The organism is Streptomyces sp. NPDC046335 (assembly GCF_055587985.1).
On sequence record NZ_JBVJFF010000001.1, the window covers coordinates 200,048 to 217,286 of the forward strand.

15 protein-coding genes and 1 tRNA gene are annotated in these 17,239 nt (G+C 71.8%); 7 read left to right on the plus strand and 9 right to left on the minus strand.

What is annotated here, in order from left to right:
* The first annotated feature begins 21 nt into the window (after nt 1-21).
* The 3 genes from ACZ6JY_RS00840 to ACZ6JY_RS00850 all read left to right on the plus strand — a co-directional run bounded on the left by ACZ6JY_RS00840 (nt 22) and on the right by ACZ6JY_RS00850 (nt 2,731).
* Complete coding sequence (locus ACZ6JY_RS00840; protein WP_469190871.1) at nt 22-591, plus strand: hypothetical protein; 570 nt, start codon at nt 22-24, stop codon at nt 589-591.
* Between the two features lie 15 nt (nt 592-606).
* A complete protein-coding gene (locus tag ACZ6JY_RS00845; protein WP_469190873.1) occupies nt 607-1,272 on the plus strand; it encodes a class F sortase in 666 nt (221 codons plus the stop codon).
* Nucleotides 1,273-1,699: 427 nt separating this feature from the next.
* Entirely contained in the window at nt 1,700-2,731 is a 1,032-nt protein-coding gene (locus ACZ6JY_RS00850; protein ID WP_469191872.1) for a glycoside hydrolase family 6 protein, read from the plus strand.
* A gap of 53 nt (nt 2,732-2,784) precedes the next feature.
* Here ACZ6JY_RS00850 and glxA read toward each other — a convergent pair whose 3' ends face one another.
* The 4 genes from glxA to ACZ6JY_RS00870 form a co-directional block, all read right to left on the minus strand.
* Nucleotides 2,785-4,722: a radical copper oxidase GlxA gene (gene glxA / locus ACZ6JY_RS00855; protein WP_469190875.1), complete on the minus strand. Its 1,938-nt coding sequence runs from the start codon at nt 4,720-4,722 to the stop codon at nt 2,785-2,787.
* On the minus strand, nt 4,719-6,719 hold the full coding sequence (locus ACZ6JY_RS00860; RefSeq protein ID WP_469190877.1) for a glycosyltransferase family 2 protein: 2,001 nt from the start codon (nt 6,717-6,719) through the stop codon (nt 4,719-4,721). Before ACZ6JY_RS00860 ends, glxA begins: the two co-directional genes overlap by 4 nt.
* A gap of 300 nt (nt 6,720-7,019) precedes the next feature.
* Complete coding sequence (locus ACZ6JY_RS00865) at nt 7,020-7,733, minus strand: FadR/GntR family transcriptional regulator (protein WP_469190879.1); 714 nt, start codon at nt 7,731-7,733, stop codon at nt 7,020-7,022.
* Between the two features lie 66 nt (nt 7,734-7,799).
* Nucleotides 7,800-7,873 (minus strand) — tRNA-Lys (locus tag ACZ6JY_RS00870).
* Between the two features lie 203 nt (nt 7,874-8,076).
* On the opposite strand from ACZ6JY_RS00870, the gene ACZ6JY_RS00875 reads away from it, so the two are divergent.
* From ACZ6JY_RS00875 to ACZ6JY_RS00890, 4 genes are all read left to right on the plus strand, one after another.
* The gene (locus tag ACZ6JY_RS00875) at nt 8,077-8,679 is read left to right on the plus strand and encodes a lytic polysaccharide monooxygenase auxiliary activity family 9 protein (RefSeq protein ID WP_469190881.1); all 603 of its coding nucleotides are present in this window, start codon (nt 8,077-8,079) and stop codon (nt 8,677-8,679) included.
* A 128-nt stretch (nt 8,680-8,807) separates the two neighbouring features.
* A complete protein-coding gene (locus ACZ6JY_RS00880) occupies nt 8,808-10,094 on the plus strand; it encodes a sensor histidine kinase (protein WP_469190883.1) in 1,287 nt (428 codons plus the stop codon).
* Nucleotides 10,076-10,732, plus strand: coding sequence for a response regulator (locus ACZ6JY_RS00885; protein ID WP_469190885.1), 657 nt, complete (start codon nt 10,076-10,078; stop codon nt 10,730-10,732). The genes ACZ6JY_RS00880 and ACZ6JY_RS00885 overlap by 19 nt, the downstream gene beginning before the upstream one ends.
* A gap of 100 nt (nt 10,733-10,832) precedes the next feature.
* Nucleotides 10,833-11,198, plus strand: a complete 366-nt coding sequence (locus ACZ6JY_RS00890; protein ID WP_469190887.1) for a hypothetical protein — start codon at nt 10,833-10,835, stop codon at nt 11,196-11,198.
* Here ACZ6JY_RS00890 and ACZ6JY_RS00895 read toward each other — a convergent pair.
* The 5 genes from ACZ6JY_RS00895 to ACZ6JY_RS00915 all read right to left on the minus strand — a co-directional run bounded on the left by ACZ6JY_RS00895 (nt 11,173) and on the right by ACZ6JY_RS00915 (nt 17,233).
* Nucleotides 11,173-13,293 carry an MMPL family transporter gene (locus ACZ6JY_RS00895; RefSeq protein WP_469190889.1) on the minus strand — a complete coding sequence of 707 codons (2,121 nt, stop codon included), beginning with the start codon at nt 13,291-13,293 and terminating at the stop codon, nt 11,173-11,175. The two genes, ACZ6JY_RS00890 and ACZ6JY_RS00895, sit on opposite strands and share 26 nt — an antisense overlap.
* Nucleotides 13,294-13,453: 160 nt before the next feature.
* Nucleotides 13,454-14,137, minus strand: coding sequence for a response regulator (locus ACZ6JY_RS00900; protein WP_469190891.1), 684 nt, complete (start codon nt 14,135-14,137; stop codon nt 13,454-13,456).
* Nucleotides 14,031-15,341, minus strand: a complete 1,311-nt coding sequence (locus ACZ6JY_RS00905) for a sensor histidine kinase (protein WP_469190893.1) — start codon at nt 15,339-15,341, stop codon at nt 14,031-14,033. Before ACZ6JY_RS00905 ends, ACZ6JY_RS00900 begins: the two co-directional genes overlap by 107 nt.
* A 102-nt stretch (nt 15,342-15,443) precedes the next feature.
* On the minus strand, nt 15,444-16,088 hold the full coding sequence (locus ACZ6JY_RS00910) for a response regulator transcription factor (RefSeq protein ID WP_469190894.1): 645 nt from the start codon (nt 16,086-16,088) through the stop codon (nt 15,444-15,446).
* Nucleotides 16,079-17,233 carry a sensor histidine kinase gene (locus tag ACZ6JY_RS00915; RefSeq protein WP_469190896.1) on the minus strand — a complete coding sequence of 385 codons (1,155 nt, stop codon included), beginning with the start codon at nt 17,231-17,233 and terminating at the stop codon, nt 16,079-16,081. Before ACZ6JY_RS00915 ends, ACZ6JY_RS00910 begins: the two co-directional genes overlap by 10 nt.
* Nucleotides 17,234-17,239 lie beyond the last annotated feature (6 nt).

Here is a 17,239-nt window from a genome sequence, read left to right on the forward strand (position 1 = left end):
CCTCGGATCAGGAGGTTCACGATGTGCATAGGTCCCCTAGCCCTGCGCGCCGCCCCGGCCGCCGTGGCCCTGGCCATGGTCCTGCCGGGCGGCGCGGCGCAGGCCCACGACCAGGAGTCCGTACGGGCCGATGTCACCCCGGCGACCACCGCGCCCGGCGCCACCGTGGAGGTGCGCGTCTCGGGCTGCGAGGGCGCGACGGGGTCGGCCGGAGCCGGAGCCTTCGAGAAGGACGCCGAGCTCACCGGGCGCGGCGGCGACTCCCACACGCTCAGCGGCAGCGCAAGGATCAAAGAGGGCCTGACCGGTACGTACGACCTCACCGTCACCTGTGACGGCCACCCGCACCAGGGCGTGGGCAAGGTCGTCGTGGAACGCCACGACCCGGTGCCCGAGGCCCCGGTCAAGGCCGGTGGCGGCGGCACCACCGATCTCGCGGCGCACGCCACCGACGCGGCGGCGGACGACGCGGCCGACGACGCCTCCGAGGCGGGACCCGGCACCCGGCACGCCGTGGTGGGCCTGGTCCTCGCCGGAGCGGCGGCCGTCGCCGTGGCCTTCCGCAGCGTCCGACGGCGCCGCCCCGAGTGACGGGCGGACGTGAGCATGTCCGGTGATGAACACTCACCAGGGCCAGGACGCCTCCTCACCGGGATCGCCTGGGCGGTCCTCCTCGCGGGCCTCGGGCTGTGGGGCAGCGGCCTCTCCGACCTGCGAGGCAGCCTCGCGGCACCGGCGACCGGTGACGTGGCGGCGGTCGGCCGCCCCCTCGGCGTGGAACTGCCGCGCGGCCACGAGCCGCTGGCCCCCGCACGACCGCACCGCGTGGACGTGCCGGCCCTCGGCATCAAGGCTCCGGTGAGCGCCCGCGGCCTCGACCCCGACGGCGCCATCGACCCCCCGCCCTTCGAGCGGTCCGACACCGTCGGCTGGTACGGCGGCGGCACCCGCCCGGGGGCCGCCGGAGTGGCCCTCTTCGTCGGCCACGTCGACACCAGGACCCGGCCCGCGGTCTTCTACGACCTCAGCGCGGTGCGCCCCGGCCAGAAGGTCCGGGTGGCCCGCGACGACGGCACGACCGCGGAGTTCACTGTCGACGACGTCCAGGTCGTCACCCGCGAGCGCTTCGACGCCGCGAAGGCCTACGGCCCGCACGAGGAGGACCGCGCGGAGCTGCGCCTGATCACCTGCGGCGGCGCCTTCGACAGGGCCGCCCACACGTACACGGCCAACGTGATCGTCTCGGCGTACCTCACGGGGGTCCGCCGCTAGGGCGGGCAGCGGCACAGCGGGCCTCGCCGGGTCCGGTCGGCGGCCCGCTCCCCCTGGAGCCACCGGCCGGACCGGCTCCTCGACCGCGCGCGTACGAGCTGCGGGAGTAACCCGGCGGCACGCGGGAGGTTCTCGGGGTGTTCCGGTACGGAAGGGTCGACCGGGCCGGGGGCTGGGGCCGTGCGACGAACTCTAGGACCAATGAGCCCGGTGGCCTAGGGGTCGTCGCGCGTGACCCGGGGTGGCCGGGCCCGGGCAGCGGCGGGGCGCCTCCTGTGTCACTCCGGCATCAGCGCAGGTGGCGCCCGCTGGAGACGCCTTCGGTAACAGCTCTTCCACAGCTCTCGCCGCAGGACGGACGGGCCTCGTGGGCAGGGGAGGCGTATGTCAGGATTGAATGACCGACAGTGCACCCAAGGGGGAGTGGATGTACCGCAAAGGCACCGGCCGCGGACTTGTTTTCGCGGCCAGGGGGGTGCGGACGGGAGCGGCGCTGGTGGGGGCCGCGCTGCTTCTTTCCGCATGCTCCTCCTCCGGTGACGACCCGGGCAGCGACTCGGGTCCGCCGGTGAAACAGCAGCCCAAGGGCAAGGACCCGTACTGGGTCAACCCGGAGGGAAACGCGGCGAAGCAGGTAGCCGCCTATGAGAAGGACGGCAAGAAGGAAGACGCCGAGCTGATAAGGAAGATCGCCGAGCAGCCCGTCGCCGAGTGGATCGTCCCGGAGAACGCGGAGGAACAGGCGCGCGGCTTCACCGAGGCCGCCACCAAGGCCGACCGCGACGCCCTGCTCGTCCTCTACAACATCCCGCACCGCGACTGCGGCCAGTACTCGGGCGGCGGCGCGGCCGACGGCAACGCGTACCGGGCCTTCGTCGACCAGGTGGCCAAGGGCATCGGCGACCGCCGCGCCACGGTCATCCTGGAGCCGGACGCCGTGCTCCACATGGTCGACAACTGCACGCCCGAGCAGTTCCACGAGGAGCGCTACGACCTCCTGAAGGGGGCCATCGGCAAGCTCAAGTCCCTGAAGAACACCAAGGTGTACCTGGACGCGGGCAACGCGGGCTGGAAGAACCCCGACTCGCTCTGGGAGCCCCTGAAGTGGTCCGGCGTCGAGCAGGCCGACGGCTTCTCGGTGAACGTCTCCAACTTCCAGACGACGGAGGCGAGCGCCGACTTCGGCAAGAAGCTGTCCGCGAAGATCGGCGGCAAGCCGTTCGTCATCGACACGGCCCGCAACGGCAACGGGTCCTACACCAAGGGCAAGGACTCCTGGTGCAACCCGCCGGGCCGCGCGCTGGGCGAGGTGCCCACCACGAAGACCTCCGACCCGCTCATCGACGCCTACCTGTGGATCAAGCGGCCCGGTGAGTCCGACGGCACGTGCAGGGGCGGGCCGAAGGCCGGGGAGTGGTGGCCGGAGTACGCACTCAGCCTCGCGAAGGCCTCCGACTGAGAGTGCGGGGGCTGCGCGCTCGCGCAGCCCCCGCGCCCCTTACGGGGCGGTGCCTACGGCACGTGGACCCACTGGGCCTTGCTGGGTGTGCCCTGGTCGTCCGTGACGAAGAGCATGTACCAGCCCGTCTCGACCAGGCTGCGGTTCTTCGGGACCGTGACCGTGACCTTGCCGGGTGACTTCTTCAGGCCGAGCGCGATCGACGTCTGGTCGATGTCCGTCACGTGCGTGGAGGCGCTCGGCTTGATGAGGCGCGCCGACTTGATGGCGGAGGAGTGCTTCGTCGGGAACGTCCCGCTGCCGCCCCGCTCGATGTTCTTCGGGCCCTTGCCGAGCGAGGGCTGCGAGCCGTGGTACAGGTACGGCGGCGTGTAGATCTCGATGCGCTGCTCGAACACGCCGGGCTTCGTGTTCGCCGCGTCGGCGTAGAGCGAGTCGGAGCCGAAGAACATCACGCGCCCGTCGGGCAGCAGCACCGAACCCGAGTGGTAGTTGCGGCCCACCTCCGGGTCGGCGACCTTCCGCATCTCGCCGGTCTTGGCGTCGTAGATGCGGGCCTGGTGGATGTTGGAGTCGCTGCGCCCGCGGTAGTCCTCGGAGCCGCCGGATATCAGCACGGTGTCGTCCGGCAGCGTCGATATCTGCGGGTAGCGCGTGCCCTTCTCCAGCTCGGGGCCGTCGGTGAACCTCGGGTCGTCCGCCTTCAGGTCGACGATCCGGGTCTTGTTGCTCGACTCCTTGGACTCGCCGACACCGCCGCCGCCGACCACCATGTACTTCTGGTCCTGGGCGGGCGGCAGCTCCACCGTGCCGGAGGTCTCCAGGAGCTTGTCGTCGCTCAGGCCCGGGATGCCCTGCCACTTGTTGGTCTTCAGGTCCCAGATGCCGGGCTTGCGGCCGACGTCGTCGGGGCCGTAGCCCGCGTTCGACCCGGAGTAGAACAGCTTGCCGTTGGCCATCTGGAAGATCGCCGGGTACGTCGGGAACTGCCGGATGCCCTTGGTGTACGTCCACTTCTTGGTCTTCGGGTCGTACACCTCGTTCTTGCCGGGGACGAGCTGGCCGATCTCGTCCAGGCCGGAGGTGGAGAGGACCTTGCCGTCGCTGAGCGTGGTCAGCGTGGGGTACCAGCGCGCCTCGTTCATCGGGTCGACCTTGATGTACCGCTCGGCCACCGGGTCGAACTCGAAGGAGTCCTTGATGCCCTGGAAGTCCTTCTTGTCGAGGGCGAGCTTCTGCGCCATGCCGTAGACGTTGCGGGTGTCGGAGCCCTTCATGCCCTGGATGCGGTAGTTGTCCTGGGTGCCCGTCTCGTGCTTGGTGCCGCTCTTGGCCGCCTCGACGTAGACCCGGCCGAGGCCCGGCTCGGTCCGCAGGAACCTGCCGGTCTGCTTGTCGAAGACCTTCTTCGCCTTCTCGACGAGGATGTTGTCCTTGGAGACGAAGGTCTTGCCGTTCTTCTTGCCGGTGAACTTCGTGCCCGCCGGGATCGTCTTCGGCTCGTCCGGGTCCTCGTTGTGGACGATCATCAGGCCGCCGGCCTTGGTGATGTCGCCCTTCAGCTTCTCGTAGCGCTGCGTGCCGCCCGCGATCAGCAGGTTTCCGTTGCCGAGCTGGGTGTGGCCCGTGCAGAACAGGTCGGTGGGCGTCGGGATCTTCTTGATGGTGCCCTTGACCGGGTCCCAGAGCCGGGTGTCGAACTTCTTGTCGTCGAAGTTCTTCTGGTTGTTGCCCGACCCCGCGACGAGAAGCACCTTGCCGGTGTGCAGCAGGGCCGCGTGGATCGTGTTCTGGCGGTACTCCTCGGGGAAGTCCACGACCTCCCAGTGGCCGTTGTCCGCCTTGTACTCCGGCTTGTTGATCTTGTAGTCGTGGTACTTCTCCGAGCCCACGCGCCACAGCCACGGGCCGTTCATCCCCGCCAGCGCGAGGACGACCGCCGCGCCTATCGCGATGCGGCGGGCGCGGCGGCGGCTGGAACGGTCTGTCATTTCTTACGTCCCCCAAGGGAAATCTGCATGGTCTGGTCGGGCGATGCCCAGCTGGGCTTCTGCTGTGGCGCGTGCGGGGCGGCGTGCCGTCCGTGCGTGGGGACCGGCGGCTGGGTCTGCGGCAGGGGCGCCGTGGCGTCGCGCGGCAGCGGTACCGACGGGTCCGCCTCCGACGGCGGTCCCGAGGGCCCAGGGCCCGCGTCGGGCCTGGGCTTCTTCTTGTCCTGCCGCATGCCCCAGCGCCACGCGAAGATCGGCGCCGCCGTGATCAGGAGGGCGAACGTGGCCCAGGTGATCATCGCCGGGTGGGCGTGCCCGTACACGAAGGAGGCGGCCATCGAGGCGCCGAAGACCAGGATGAAGAACAGGTGGATGCGGAAGGTGCCGAACAGGGTGTCGGGGCTCGCCGAATCGCCCTTGGGGGTCACCACGAACTTGCTCTTGCGGCGCAGGGCCGCGTCGAGGAGCGAGCGCGCGTAGACCGGCGCCGAGAGGGCCGACATCACCATGCCCGCCACACCGCCGGAGCCCTCGGGCTCGTGCGGGGAGACGTTGTGCCTGCGGTTCCAGATGTAGAGGCCGATCTGGAGCGCGGAGGCGTTGCCGTACAGCATCAGCCAGATGGTCGGGTCGATGTTCACGCCGGACGCGCCGAGACCCAGGAACAGGGCGCAGCTCAGCGCGGCCAGGATCCAGTTCATGGCGGACATCGGGTAGAAGATGACCATCATCGTGTAGTTGAAGAGGCGGCCCGGGGGCAGCGAGAACGGCGCCTTCCAGAACTGCTTGAGGATCGTCTCGTACGTCCCTCGCGACCAGCGGAGCTGCTGGGTGAAGAAGTCCGTCCAGGCGTTGGGGCCCTCGCCGACCGCGAGCACGTCCGGGGTGTAGACCGACTTCCACTTCTTGCCGGTCGCCGGGTTGGTGGCGCGGTGGATCTCGAAGCCCGTCGCCATGTCCTCGGTGATCGAGTCGTACAGGCCGCCGATCTGCTTCAGGGCCCTGATGCGCACCGCGTTGGACGTGCCGACGAACATCGGGGCGCCGTAGGCGTTGCCGGCCCGCTGGATCAGCGCGTGGAAGAGGAACTGCTGCGACTCGGCGGCCTTGGTGACGAAGTTGTCGTAGTTGCCGTAGACCTGCGGGCCGATGACGAAGCCGACGTTCTCGTCCCGGAAGAAGCCGAGCATCCGCTCCAGGTAGTTCGGCATCGGGACGTGGTCGGTGTCCACCGACGCGAAATAGTCGTAGTCGTCGCCGTGTGCGTCGAGCCAGGCGTTGTAGTTGCCGTGCTTCGTCTTGGCGCGGTGCGGGCCCTTCGCCATGTTCCACTTCGCCACGCCCTTGCGGGAGAAGTGGTGCACGCCGAGCCGCAGGCAGACCTCCTTGACCTCAGGGTCGTCACCCTCGTCGAGGAGCCAGACGTGCATCGTGCCGCGGTGGCGGATCTTGACCGCGGCCTCCAGGGTCTTCGTCACCATCTCGATCGGCTCCTTGCCGGGCACGAACGAGGTGAGGAAGGCGACTCGGGTGCCCGTCTCGGGCACCACGGGTATCGGGTCGCGGGCGACGAGCGTGGCGTGCGCGTTGGAGAGGACGTTCATGCAGCGGAAGAACTCGATCAGGCCGATCGATATGAGCATGACGACGTCGAGGACGGGCAGCCAGTCGTTGGCCACGTAGTCCCGCTTCGTCCAGTGCTCGGGCTGAAGCAGCCAGCCGAGCAGCACGAGAGAGAGCAGTGGGGCCGCGCCCAGCATCAGCGCGGCCCGTACCTTGTGCGGCTCCTGCGAGAGCAGCGAGCGGTACTTCACTTTGTACGGCTTGCTCGGGTCGGGCTGGGTCAGCGGCCCGGCGAGCCGGCTGTAGTGCTCGTAGTCGTAGCGCGGCAGGGTCTTCTTGATTCTGCGGAACCCGCCTGTCCGGTGTGAGACGGCCCTGAGCTGGGTCGTTTCAGACGGGTCGTTCTGCCGCGCGCCCGTCGGCGTCGACGTCATGAGTCATCCCCCCGCACGCGGTCGCCCGCGCGGTCGTTGGTCCTTCCGCCGGTCCGGATCCCCTCCGACCCTCGCCGACGCATCAGTGGCAGGCCACCGTCCCCTTAGACATGGAACGGCTACCTTCCGGTTGCATGATGCCCCCCTAGGCATCGCGACACGAACGGGACCCCCATCCCTGCCTTGTCGCGCGGACCGGCGAGCCCCCAAGTGCTCCGCATCGTCCGCCTCATGAAAGCCAGTGGCTCCCGACCAGGGTTCTACGCCCCAAGGCATGATCGCAAGAGCGATACAAGGGGTTTACCGGTCATACGAGCGATTTGAGCGCTCTAGTGGGACAGGTGTGCCAAGGCGGGCGCGAATGTTGCCGAAGTGCTCCCTTATGGCCCGCTCTGCCCGCTGGGCATCCCCCGAGCGGACGGCCTCCAGGATCTCCCGGTGCTGCCGGCAGGTGACCCTCGGGTCCAGCGGCACGTCCACCAGATCCGTGCGGACCTTGTGGAACGCGTCCCAGAAGGCCTCCAGAACCTCACCGAGCAGCAGATTCCCCAGACCGCGGTAGAGCGTGGCGTGAAATGCGCGGTCGGTCTCGGCGCGTACCCCGCCCTCCGCGGCGTCGGCCTCGGCCTCCATGCGCTCCACCAAGGCGTCGAGTTCCGCGAGGTCGGCCTCCGGGACCCGGCCCGCGAGCCGCGCGATCAGGCCGGTCTCGACGGCCTCGCGCAGCTCCAGGAGCTGGAGCAGGCTGTCCTCGCCGCGGTAGTGGCCCGCGACCGTGCGGAAGGCGAGCCCCTCGATCATCGGCGCGACCGACATGGGGCCGACATAGGTGCCGAAACCATGACGAATCTCCACGATGCCCATCGCCTGGAGCGCCTTGAGCGCCTCCCGTACGGAGTTCCTGCTGACTCCCAGGCGCTCCATCAGCTCCGGCTCGGTGGGCAGTGAGGCCCCGGAGGGCAGCCTGGAATCGATGATGAGCTTTTTGATCCGCTCCTGGATGTCGCGCGCCATGGCGCAACGGTAGCGGTACGCGCACGACGAAGGCCCCCCGCGTGAACGGGGGGCCTTCGCTGTCTGTGCGCCGCCAGGGACTCGAACCCCGGACCCGCTGATTAAGAGTCAGCTGCTCTAACCAACTGAGCTAGCGGCGCCCGCTGACCTGGAGAACTCTACCGGACGCACGGGGGTGCCCCGGACCGCGGGCGATCCTCTCCGTGATTGGTATGGACATGTTCAACTACCGGCAATAATCTGAACTTGGTCTAGACCGCAGCGCGCGCACGTCCCACGGAACGTTTTACGGAACGTCGTACGGAACGTCCCCCGGAACTCCCCACGTTCGGTCAGGAGCGACATGCGTAACAAGAAGATGTACGCCGCGATGGTGGGCCTCGGCACGGTGGGCGCGTTCGCGCTCTCCGCCGGTGGCGCCAGCAGCCACGGCTACACGGATCTGCCGGCCAGCCGGCAGATCAACTGCGCCAAGGGCGTGGTGGCCAACTGCGGCAACATCCAGTGGGAACCGCAGAGCGTCGAGGGCCTCAAGGGCTTCCCCGCGGCAGGACCCGCCGACGGCAAGATCTGTTCGGCGGGCGTGGGCGGCTTCAGCCAGCTCGACGCGGCCAAGGCGCCGAACGGCAGCGCCTGGCCCACCACGCAGGTGAGCGGCGGGCAGAACTACACGTTCCGCTGGCAGTTCACCGCCCGGCACCGCACCACGGACTTCAAGTACTACATCACCAAGCAGGGCTGGGACGAGAGCAAGCCGGTGACCAGGGCCGCCCTGAACACCACGCCGTTCCTCAGCGTCCCGTACAACAGCCAGCAGCCGCCCGCGACCCTCTCGCACAGCGGCACCATCCCCGGCGGTCGCAGCGGTCACCACGTGATCGTCGCGGTCTGGACGGTCGCGGACACGGCGAACGCGTTCTACGCCTGCTCCGACGTCCGCTTCTAGGCGAGGCCCTGGGGCGCCCCTCCGCGCCCCTCCGTGCCTTCGCGCGGGTGCCGCGCACGCCGTGCCTTCCCCTCGCACGCGGCGTGCGCGGCACCATCCACCCGAGACGGCCGCCTACCGTAGGCCCCATGCCAAGTGACAGCGTCTGGGCGCGGCTTCGGGGGCGGGGGTACGTGTGGGGGAGTGCTCCCTGGCGCAGCGCCGGGTATCTGGGGAGCGGGGTGCTTCTCGGGGCACTCGTGCTGCTCGTCGGGGCCGCTCTCACCGCCGTCGGGGCCGCCCTCACCCTCGTGCTCGTCGGGATTCCCCTCCTCGGCGCGCTCGCCTTCTGCGGCGTGCCCCTCGCCGCCCTGGAGCGCCGCCGCCTCCGCGCCGTCGACCCGGCACCGGCCCCCAGCCCGCACCGCACCCCCGAAGCGCCCGGCATCAACGCCTGGTTCCGGCTCCGCGTCAAGGAGCAGGCCACCTGGCGCGAGCTCGCCTACGCCGTGCTGCTCGCCCTCGTCCTGTGGCCGCTGGACCTCACCGTCCTGGCCTGCACGGTCGCCCTCCCCGGCCTGCTGCTCGCCGCCCCCGCCCACCTGGCGGCCGTCGGCGGCCCCGGCACCGGCATCCGCCCCGCCAAGCTGTGGCTCGTCGAGTCCTACCCGGCGGCCTGCGGCACCGCCCTGCTCGGACTGGTCGCCCTGCTGGTGCTCGCGTACCCGCTGGGCGCGTACGCCGCGGGGAGGGCCGCGTTCGCCCGGCTGCTCCTTGCCCCCCGCGACACGGAACTCGCCGCGAGCCTCGCCGAGGTCACCCGCTCACGGGCCCGCCTGGTCGACGCCTTCGAGGCGGAGCGGCGGCGCATCGAGCGTGACCTGCACGACGGGGCCCAGCAACGCCTCGTCGCGCTGACCATGAGCCTGGGGCTCGCCCGGCTCGACACGGCCCCGGGCAGCCCGCTGGCCGAGCGGCTCGCCACCGCCCACGACGAGGCGGGCCACGTCCTGACCGAGCTGCGCGAGCTGATCCGCGGCATCCACCCGCAGGTCCTCACCGACTACGGCCTGGCCACCGCCATCGAGGACGCGGCGGACCGGTCCGCGGTGCCCGTGGACACGGCCGGCGTCGAGCTGCCCCGCCTCCCCGAAGCCGTCGAGTCCGCCGGGTACTTCGCGGTCCGCGAGGCGCTCGCCAACGTGGGCAGGCACAGCGGTGCCGACAGCGCCCGGGTCACCGCAGCGCACACCGGCACGGCCCTGCGCATCGACGTGCGCGACGACGGCCGCGGCGGCGCCGACCCGGCGCGGGGCACGGGCCTCACCGGGCTCGCCGACCGCCTCGCCGTCCTCGATGGCACACTGACGCTCACCAGCCCGCCCGGCGGCCCGACCGTCCTGTCCGTGGAGATACCGTGCCGAGCCGAAGCCTGAGAGTCGTACTCGCCGAGGACGGCGTGCTGTTGCGGGAAGGGCTCATCGGCGTGCTGGGCCGCTTCGGGCACGAGACGGTGGCGGCGGTCGGCGACGCGGAGGCGCTGCGGGACGCCGTGTCGGCGTACGAACCGGACATCGTGGTGACCGACGTGCGGATGCCGCCGGGGTTCAAGGACGAGGGGCTGCGCGCGGCCGTCGCGATCAGGGCGGAGCGGCCGACGCTGCCGGTGCTCGTGCTGAGCCAGTACGTGCAGCGGACCTACGCGGCGGAGCTCCTGGACACGGGGGACGGTACGGGCGTCGGCTATCTGCTCAAGGACCGCGTGGGCCAGGTCGAGGAGTTCATCGAGGGGCTGACGCGGGTGGCGGAGGGCGGGACGGTCGTCGACCCGGAGGTCGTACGGCAGTTGCTGCGGCGCAGACGCGACCCGCTGGCCCGGCTCACCCCGCGCGAGCGCGAGGTGCTCGGACTGGTCGCCGAGGGGCGGTCGAACGCGGCGATAGCCGCCGGACTCGTCGTCTCCGAGGCCGCGGTGGGCAAGCACATCGGCAACATCCTCGCCAAGCTCGACCTGCCGCCGGGCGACGGCACCCACCGCAGGGTGCTCGCGGTCCTCGCGTATCTGCGCGCGTGAGCGGGGCATCGCCGGGGCGGGCGGAGCACCAGGTGAGGGAAAGGTGCGGAACGGACACGGGTCCCGTCCCCGTTCGCGTGAGCGATTACGCTCCTGCCCCATGAGCACGTCCGACCAGACCGAACTGCCGTACGACGACGAGAACGTGCCGGGAAGCGACGCGAGCCCCGAGGCGCCGTCCGGGGACCCGTCCGACGCCCCGCCTTCCGGCCCCACCCCGGCCGCCCGCGCCCGCCGCGCCCGGATCGCCGCGGCCTCGCTGCTGATGGCCGCGGCGGCGGTCGTCCTCGCGCTGCGCCTGGCGAGCCGCTCATCGGTCCTGGTCGTCGGGGTCTACGGACTGCTGCTCATCCTCTGCGGCGGAGTGATCGAACTGAGCCGCCGCGGCCGGACCAGGCTCGGCACCTGGCTCCTGGCCGCGGGGCTCGTGGCGGCACTGCTCATGGACGGGGTCGTCCTGTCGTAGCCGCTTCCCGCGGCGTGAACTCCCGTACCCCGTACCGCTCGTGCAGGCGCCGCAGCGGACCCGGCGCCCACCAGGCGCGACGGCCGAGCAGGGCCATCGTCGCCGGTACGAGGAACATCCGGACCACGGTGGCGTCGATGAGGACGGCCAGCGTCAGGCCGAGCCCGATCTGAAGGATCGGCGAGAAGCCGCCCGTCATGAACCCGGCGAAGACGATGGCGAGCAGCAGCGCCGCACAGCTCACCACGCGCCCGGAGCGGCGCAGCCCCTCGACGACGGCGGTGCGGTGGTCGCCGGTCTCCGTCCAGCTCTCCCGCATCCGGGAGAGGATGAACAGCTCGTAGTCCATGGCGAGCCCGAAGGCGATGGCGATGATCAGCGGCGGCGCCGTCAGGCTCAGCGCCCCCAGCCCCTCGCCGCCGAGCAGCGAGGCCCCGTGCCCGTGCTGGAACACCCAGGTGACGACGCCGAGCGCGGCGGCGAGGCTGAGCAGGGTGGTGGCGAGGGTGCGCAGCGGGATGAGCACGGAGCCGGTGAAGGCGAAGAGGAGGCCGAAGAGGCCCACGAGGACGGTCAGTGCGGCCCAGGGGGCGCGCTCGGCGAGCATGCCGCGGAAGTCGACGAGGCGGGCGGCGTCGCCGGTGACCTCGACGGGTTCGGCGCCCCGCAGGTCGCGTACGCGCTCGACGAGCCGGGTGGCGGCGGGGCCGTCGGCCGGGCCCCTGGGGGTGAGTTCGAGGAGGACCGTGCCGTCGGAGAGCCGCTGGCGCTCGGCGGCGGCGACGCCCGGCAGTGCACGGATCTTCCGCTCGCAGTCGGCTTCGGCGCCCGGCCTGATGAGGACCTCCACGGGGCTGGTGTCGGTCTCGGCCGGATAGTGCTCGCGCACGGTGTCGTAGAGCTGCCGGGCCTCGGTCTCGTGCGGCAGCTGCCGGGCGTCACCGATGTTGATCCGCATCCCGACGACGGGCACGGCGAGGACGGTCAGCGCGGCGACGACGAGGGTGAGCACGGCGACCGGCCGGGCCACGGAGAACTTCGCGAGCCGGGCGAAGAACGCACCTCCGCGCGGACCGCCCGAGGCCGGCGCGGGGGCGGCGATCTTCCCCCCGAACCGGGCGAGGAGAGCCGGCAGCAACGTCAGCGCCGCCAGCATGTCCACGACCACCACGGCACCGGCCGCCAGGCCCATGCTGCGCAGGAACGGGCTGGGGAACCAGATCAGGCCCGACAGGCTGATGGCCACCGTCATGCCGGAGAAGAGGACCGTGCGTCCCGCGCGGGCCACCGTGGCGTGCACGGCCTCCGGCACGGCCAGGCCGTACGAGCGCTCCTCGCGGAAGCGGACCACCATGAGCAGCGCGTAGTCCACGGCGAGCCCGAGCCCCAGCATGGTGACGATCTGCACGGCGTACACGGAGATGTCCGTGAACAGGCTGAAGCCGAACAGGATGAGGAACGACCCGGCGACCCCGCTGACCGTGACCAGCAGCGGAAGCCCCGCCGCGCGGAGCCCCCCGAAGATCAGCAGCAGCGCGAGCAGAACGGCAGGCAGAGTGATCAACTCCGCCCTGGCCACGTCCTCCTGCGCCCGCGTCCCCATCTGCTCGCCGAGCAGCGGTCCACCGCTCACGGCCACGTCGGCGCCCTCGATGCCCCGGATGACGTCGGCCGCGTCGCCGACCGCGTCCTCCTCCGCGTCGTCGTCAAGGCCGCCCTTGAGCGTCACGGGGACCAGCAGCGCCCGCGAGTCCCCGGCGACCAGGCCGCGCGTGGCGTAGGGGTCGGGGACCTCCGCGACACCGGGCAGGGCGCGCACCTCGGCGACGGCGGCGGCCACCTCGGCGCGCAGCTCCGAGCGGTCGACCCGGCCGTTGCCGGAGACGACCGCGGTGAAGGACGCCCCGGTCGGGTCGAGGTCGTCGAGGAGTTCGTCCGTGACCACGGACTCACTGCCGGGAACGTCCTCCACCGTCGACGTCAGGTCCCCGAAGACGCGGGTGCCGAAGCCGAGGCCGAGGACGATCAGGAGGACCCAGAGGGCGATGACGGTGAGCGGACGGCGGGTCGCCGTCCTGGCGAACGTGGCGAGCATGACGGCTCCTTGGCGGCTCCGGGAAGCGTGCGGACACGTGTCCCAGAGTCGTGCCGGGCCGCCGGTCGCGGATCGCCGCCCGGAGCGGTCTTCCCGCCTCCCTCCCCCGGGGGACGCCTCACCCGCCGGAGTGAGCCGGGGCCGCCCGGCCGGGGGGGGCTCAGCCCTCCTCGGTCTCCCCGGCGACCACGAGGCCCGTCTCGTACGCGCAGATCACCGCCTGCACCCGGTCCCGCAGCGCCAGCTTCGAAAGGACATTGCTGACGTGCGTCTTCACGGTGTGCTCGCTCACCACGAAAGCCGCCGCGATCTCCGCGTTGGTCAGGCCGCGGGCCAGGAGCAGCAGCGTCTCCTCCTCGCGGGCCGTGAGCGCGGCGAGCCGCTCGGCGGGCGGCGCGCCGTCCGTGGCCCGCGCGGTGCGGCGGCGGCCCACGATGTCCGCGACCAGGCGCCGCGTCACCGAGGGCGCGAGCAGCGAGTCACCGGCGGCGACGACCCGCACCGCGTGCACCAGGTCGTCCCTGCGGACGTCCTTGAGCAGGAAGCCGCTGGCCCCCGCGTACAGCGCCTCGTACACGTATTCGTCGAGGTCGAAGGTGGTCAGCATGATCACCCGGCAGCCGGACGAGGCGCAGACCCGGCGGGCCGCCTCGATGCCGTCCATGCCGGGCATGCGGATGTCGAGCAGGAGGATGTCCGGGGCGTGCAGGCGCACCGCGGTGACCGCCTCCGCGCCGTCACCGGCCTCCGCGATCACCTCGATGTCCGGCTGGGCGGACAGGATCATCGAGAAGCCGCTGCGCACCAGCTCCTGGTCGTCGGCGACCACCACCCGGATGCTCATCCCGCCATGATGCCGTGGGCAGCCGCGCGAGGACACGGAATCCCCCGTCCGGTCCTGGACCGGTCTCCGCCCGCCCGCCGCAGGCGCTCGCCCGCTCGTGCACACCGATGAGCCCGTGCCCGCCACCGGCACCGCCGTCGCCCTCGCCCTTGTCCTCGGACGGGCCGCCGCCGCGGCCGTCGTCGGTGACGGTGAGCCGCAACTCGGCGACGGACCAGTCCAGTCGCACGAGCACCCGGTCCGCCCGGGCGTGCTTGACCGTGTTCGTCAGCGCCTCCTGGACGATGCGGTACGCCGCGACCTCGGCGTCCGCCGACAGGGGGCGGGGCGGCCCGTGCGTCTCCAACCGGGCCTCCAGGCCCGCGTGCTGGACCCGGGCCAGCAGCTCGGGCAGCGCGTCGAGGGTGGGCTGCGGGCCGCGTCCGCCGGTGGGCCGCTCCTCCTTGAGGACGCCCAGGATGCGGCGGAGCTGCACCATGGCGTCGCGTCCTGCCGCGGCGATCGCGTCGAAGGCGGCCTCCGCGCGCGGCGGATCGCTGTGCACCACCACGGGCCCGGCCTCCGCCTGCACCACCATGAGGCTCACCGCGTGGGCGAGGATGTCGTGCATGTCCCGGGCGATGGTGGCGCGTTCGAGGGCCACGGCACGCGCGGTGTCGCTCGCCCGCTCCCGCTCCAGGCGCCTGGCCCGGTCCTCCAGGGCGGCGGTGTACGCGCGCCGGACGCGGCCGAGGGACCCGAGCACGTACGCGCTGAGGAGGCTCAGCAGGTGGAAGGGGTACTCGTAGGGTTCGGCGCGCTCGTGGAACGCCATGGTGACCGTCGTGCCGATCAGCCACCCCACGAGTACGAGGCGCCGCTGCCAGGGCCGGGCGAGGGCGGCCACGGTGTACAGCACGACGAGCCCGCCGTACGTGATGTCGGGCGGAGGGCGGTGGTGGAGAGCCATGGCGGGCGTGAAGCAGGTGACGGCGCACGCGACGAGGAAGGGCGCGCGGCGCCGCCACACCAGCGGCACGGCCGTCCCCGCGCCGAGCAGGAACCCGGCAGGCGACAGCGCGTCCCCGCCCTCGTCGGGGAAGAGGAACTGGAGGGACACGGCGAACAGCACGGCGGCCGCGAGAGCCGAGTCGACCACGTAAGGGTGGGCGGCACGGAGCCGGACGGCGCGAAGCCGGGCGGCGGGCCATGAAAGCGCGGGCATACGGCGGCTCCTGGGAGCGGGAAGCCGTGCCAGTATCCCGGCGGCCGTGCGACGCCGTCCTCACCGGTGCGAGGGATATCCGCGCCCGGGGAGCGGGAGGGCCTAGGACTCCAGGTACCGCAGCACCGCGAGCACCCGGCGGCTGTAGCCGGTCGTGCGGGACAGGCCGAGCTTGTCGAAGATCGCGTTGAGGTTCTTCTCGACCGCGCTCAGGGAGATGTGCAGCTTCTCCCCGATGGCCGCGTTGGTGTGCCCCTCGGCGAGCGCTTCGAGGACGGTGCGCTCGCGCGGCGTCAGCCGGGTCAGCGGGTCGCCGTGCGTGGTGCGGATGAGCAACTGCCGTACGACTTCGGGGTCGATGGCGGCGCCGCCCGCGTGGACCCGCTCAAGCGCGTCGAGGAACTCCTCGACCTGGGCGACCCGGTCCTTGAGGAGGTAGCCGACCCGTTCGGCGCTGGAGGTGAGCAACTGGGTCGCGTAGTTGCGCTCGACGTACTGGGACAGGACGAGCACGCCCACCTCGGGCCGCAGCTCGCGGATGCGGACGGCGGCGCGCAGCCCCTCGTCGGTGTGGTCCGGCGGCATGCGGATGTCGGTGACGACGACGTCGGGAACGTCCTCATCGACCGCGCGCAGCAGCGCGTCGGCGTCGCCCACGGCGGCGAGGACCTCATGGCCCTCCTCGGCGAGCAGCCGCACCAGGCCCTCCCGCAGCAGGGTCGAGTCCTCGGCCAGGATTACGCGCACGGCAGCTCCGCGGTGATGGTGGTGGGCCCCCCGAGGGGGCTGTCGACGTCCAGGGTGCCGTCGAGCGCGGCGACCCGGCTGCGCAGCCCGGTCAGACCGCTGCCCCCGGCGTCGGCGCCCCCGGTCCCGCTGTCGCGGACGGCGACGGCCAGGACCGTGCCCCGCTGCCGTACGGTCACGGAGACCTCCTCGGCGGACGAGTGCTTGGCGGCGTTGTTCACCGCCTCCGACACGACGAAGTAGGCGGCGGTCTCGACGGCGGACGGCAGCGGTCCCGGCACGTCGTACTCCATGCGTACGGGGAGCGCGCACCGCTCCGAGACCCCGCCGAGCGCCTCGTGCAGGCCAAGGCTGTCCAGGGCGCTGGGGTAGACCCGCCAGGCCACCTCGCGCAGCTCGGTCAGGACTTCCCTGGCCTCCTTGTGGGCCTGGGCGAGGAGCGCGTCGGCCCGCTCGGGGGTGCGCCCGCGGCGGGCCCGGCCGAGCAGCATGGCGAGCGCGACGAGCCTCTGCTGGACGCCGTCGTGCAGATCGCGCTCGACCCGGCGCCGCTCGGCGTCGACCGCGTGGACCACTGCGGCCCTGCTGGTGGCCAGCTCGTCGATGCGCCGCTGGAGCACCTCGCGCTCGGAGGGGCCGAAGCACTCGCGGGCGAGGCGGGCGTCCTGGTCGGTGAGCGCGCGCAGCCCCTGCACGGCGAGGAAGAGCAGGGTGCCGCCGAGGACGAACTGGCTGAGCAGGTCCACCCAGCTCATCGAGGTCCGGACGAGCGACACCGCGAAGATCCCCGCGAGGACCGCGCCGAAGTCGACCATGGCGACGACGACGCCGCAGAGCAGCCCCGAGTACGTGCGGGCGGCGAGGTAGCGCAGGATCCGCTGGTCGGATGGGCGGTGCTCGGGGAACGCGTCGTGGAAGAAGACGGAGCGGCGCCCGCGCTCGAGGGCGGTGAGCCTGCGGGCGCCCGAGGCGAGCAGCGCGTGGGCGCGCGGGCGGGTGCGCGGCAAGAGGAGGAAGGCGCCGAGGGCGGTCCCGGCGACGACGAAGTAGACCAGGCCGAGCAGGGCGGTGAGGCAGCCGATGAGCACACCGAGGCCTCTGAGCAAGAACGGCGCGGCCACGGGCTCCTTCACGTCGTCCGACACTAGTCG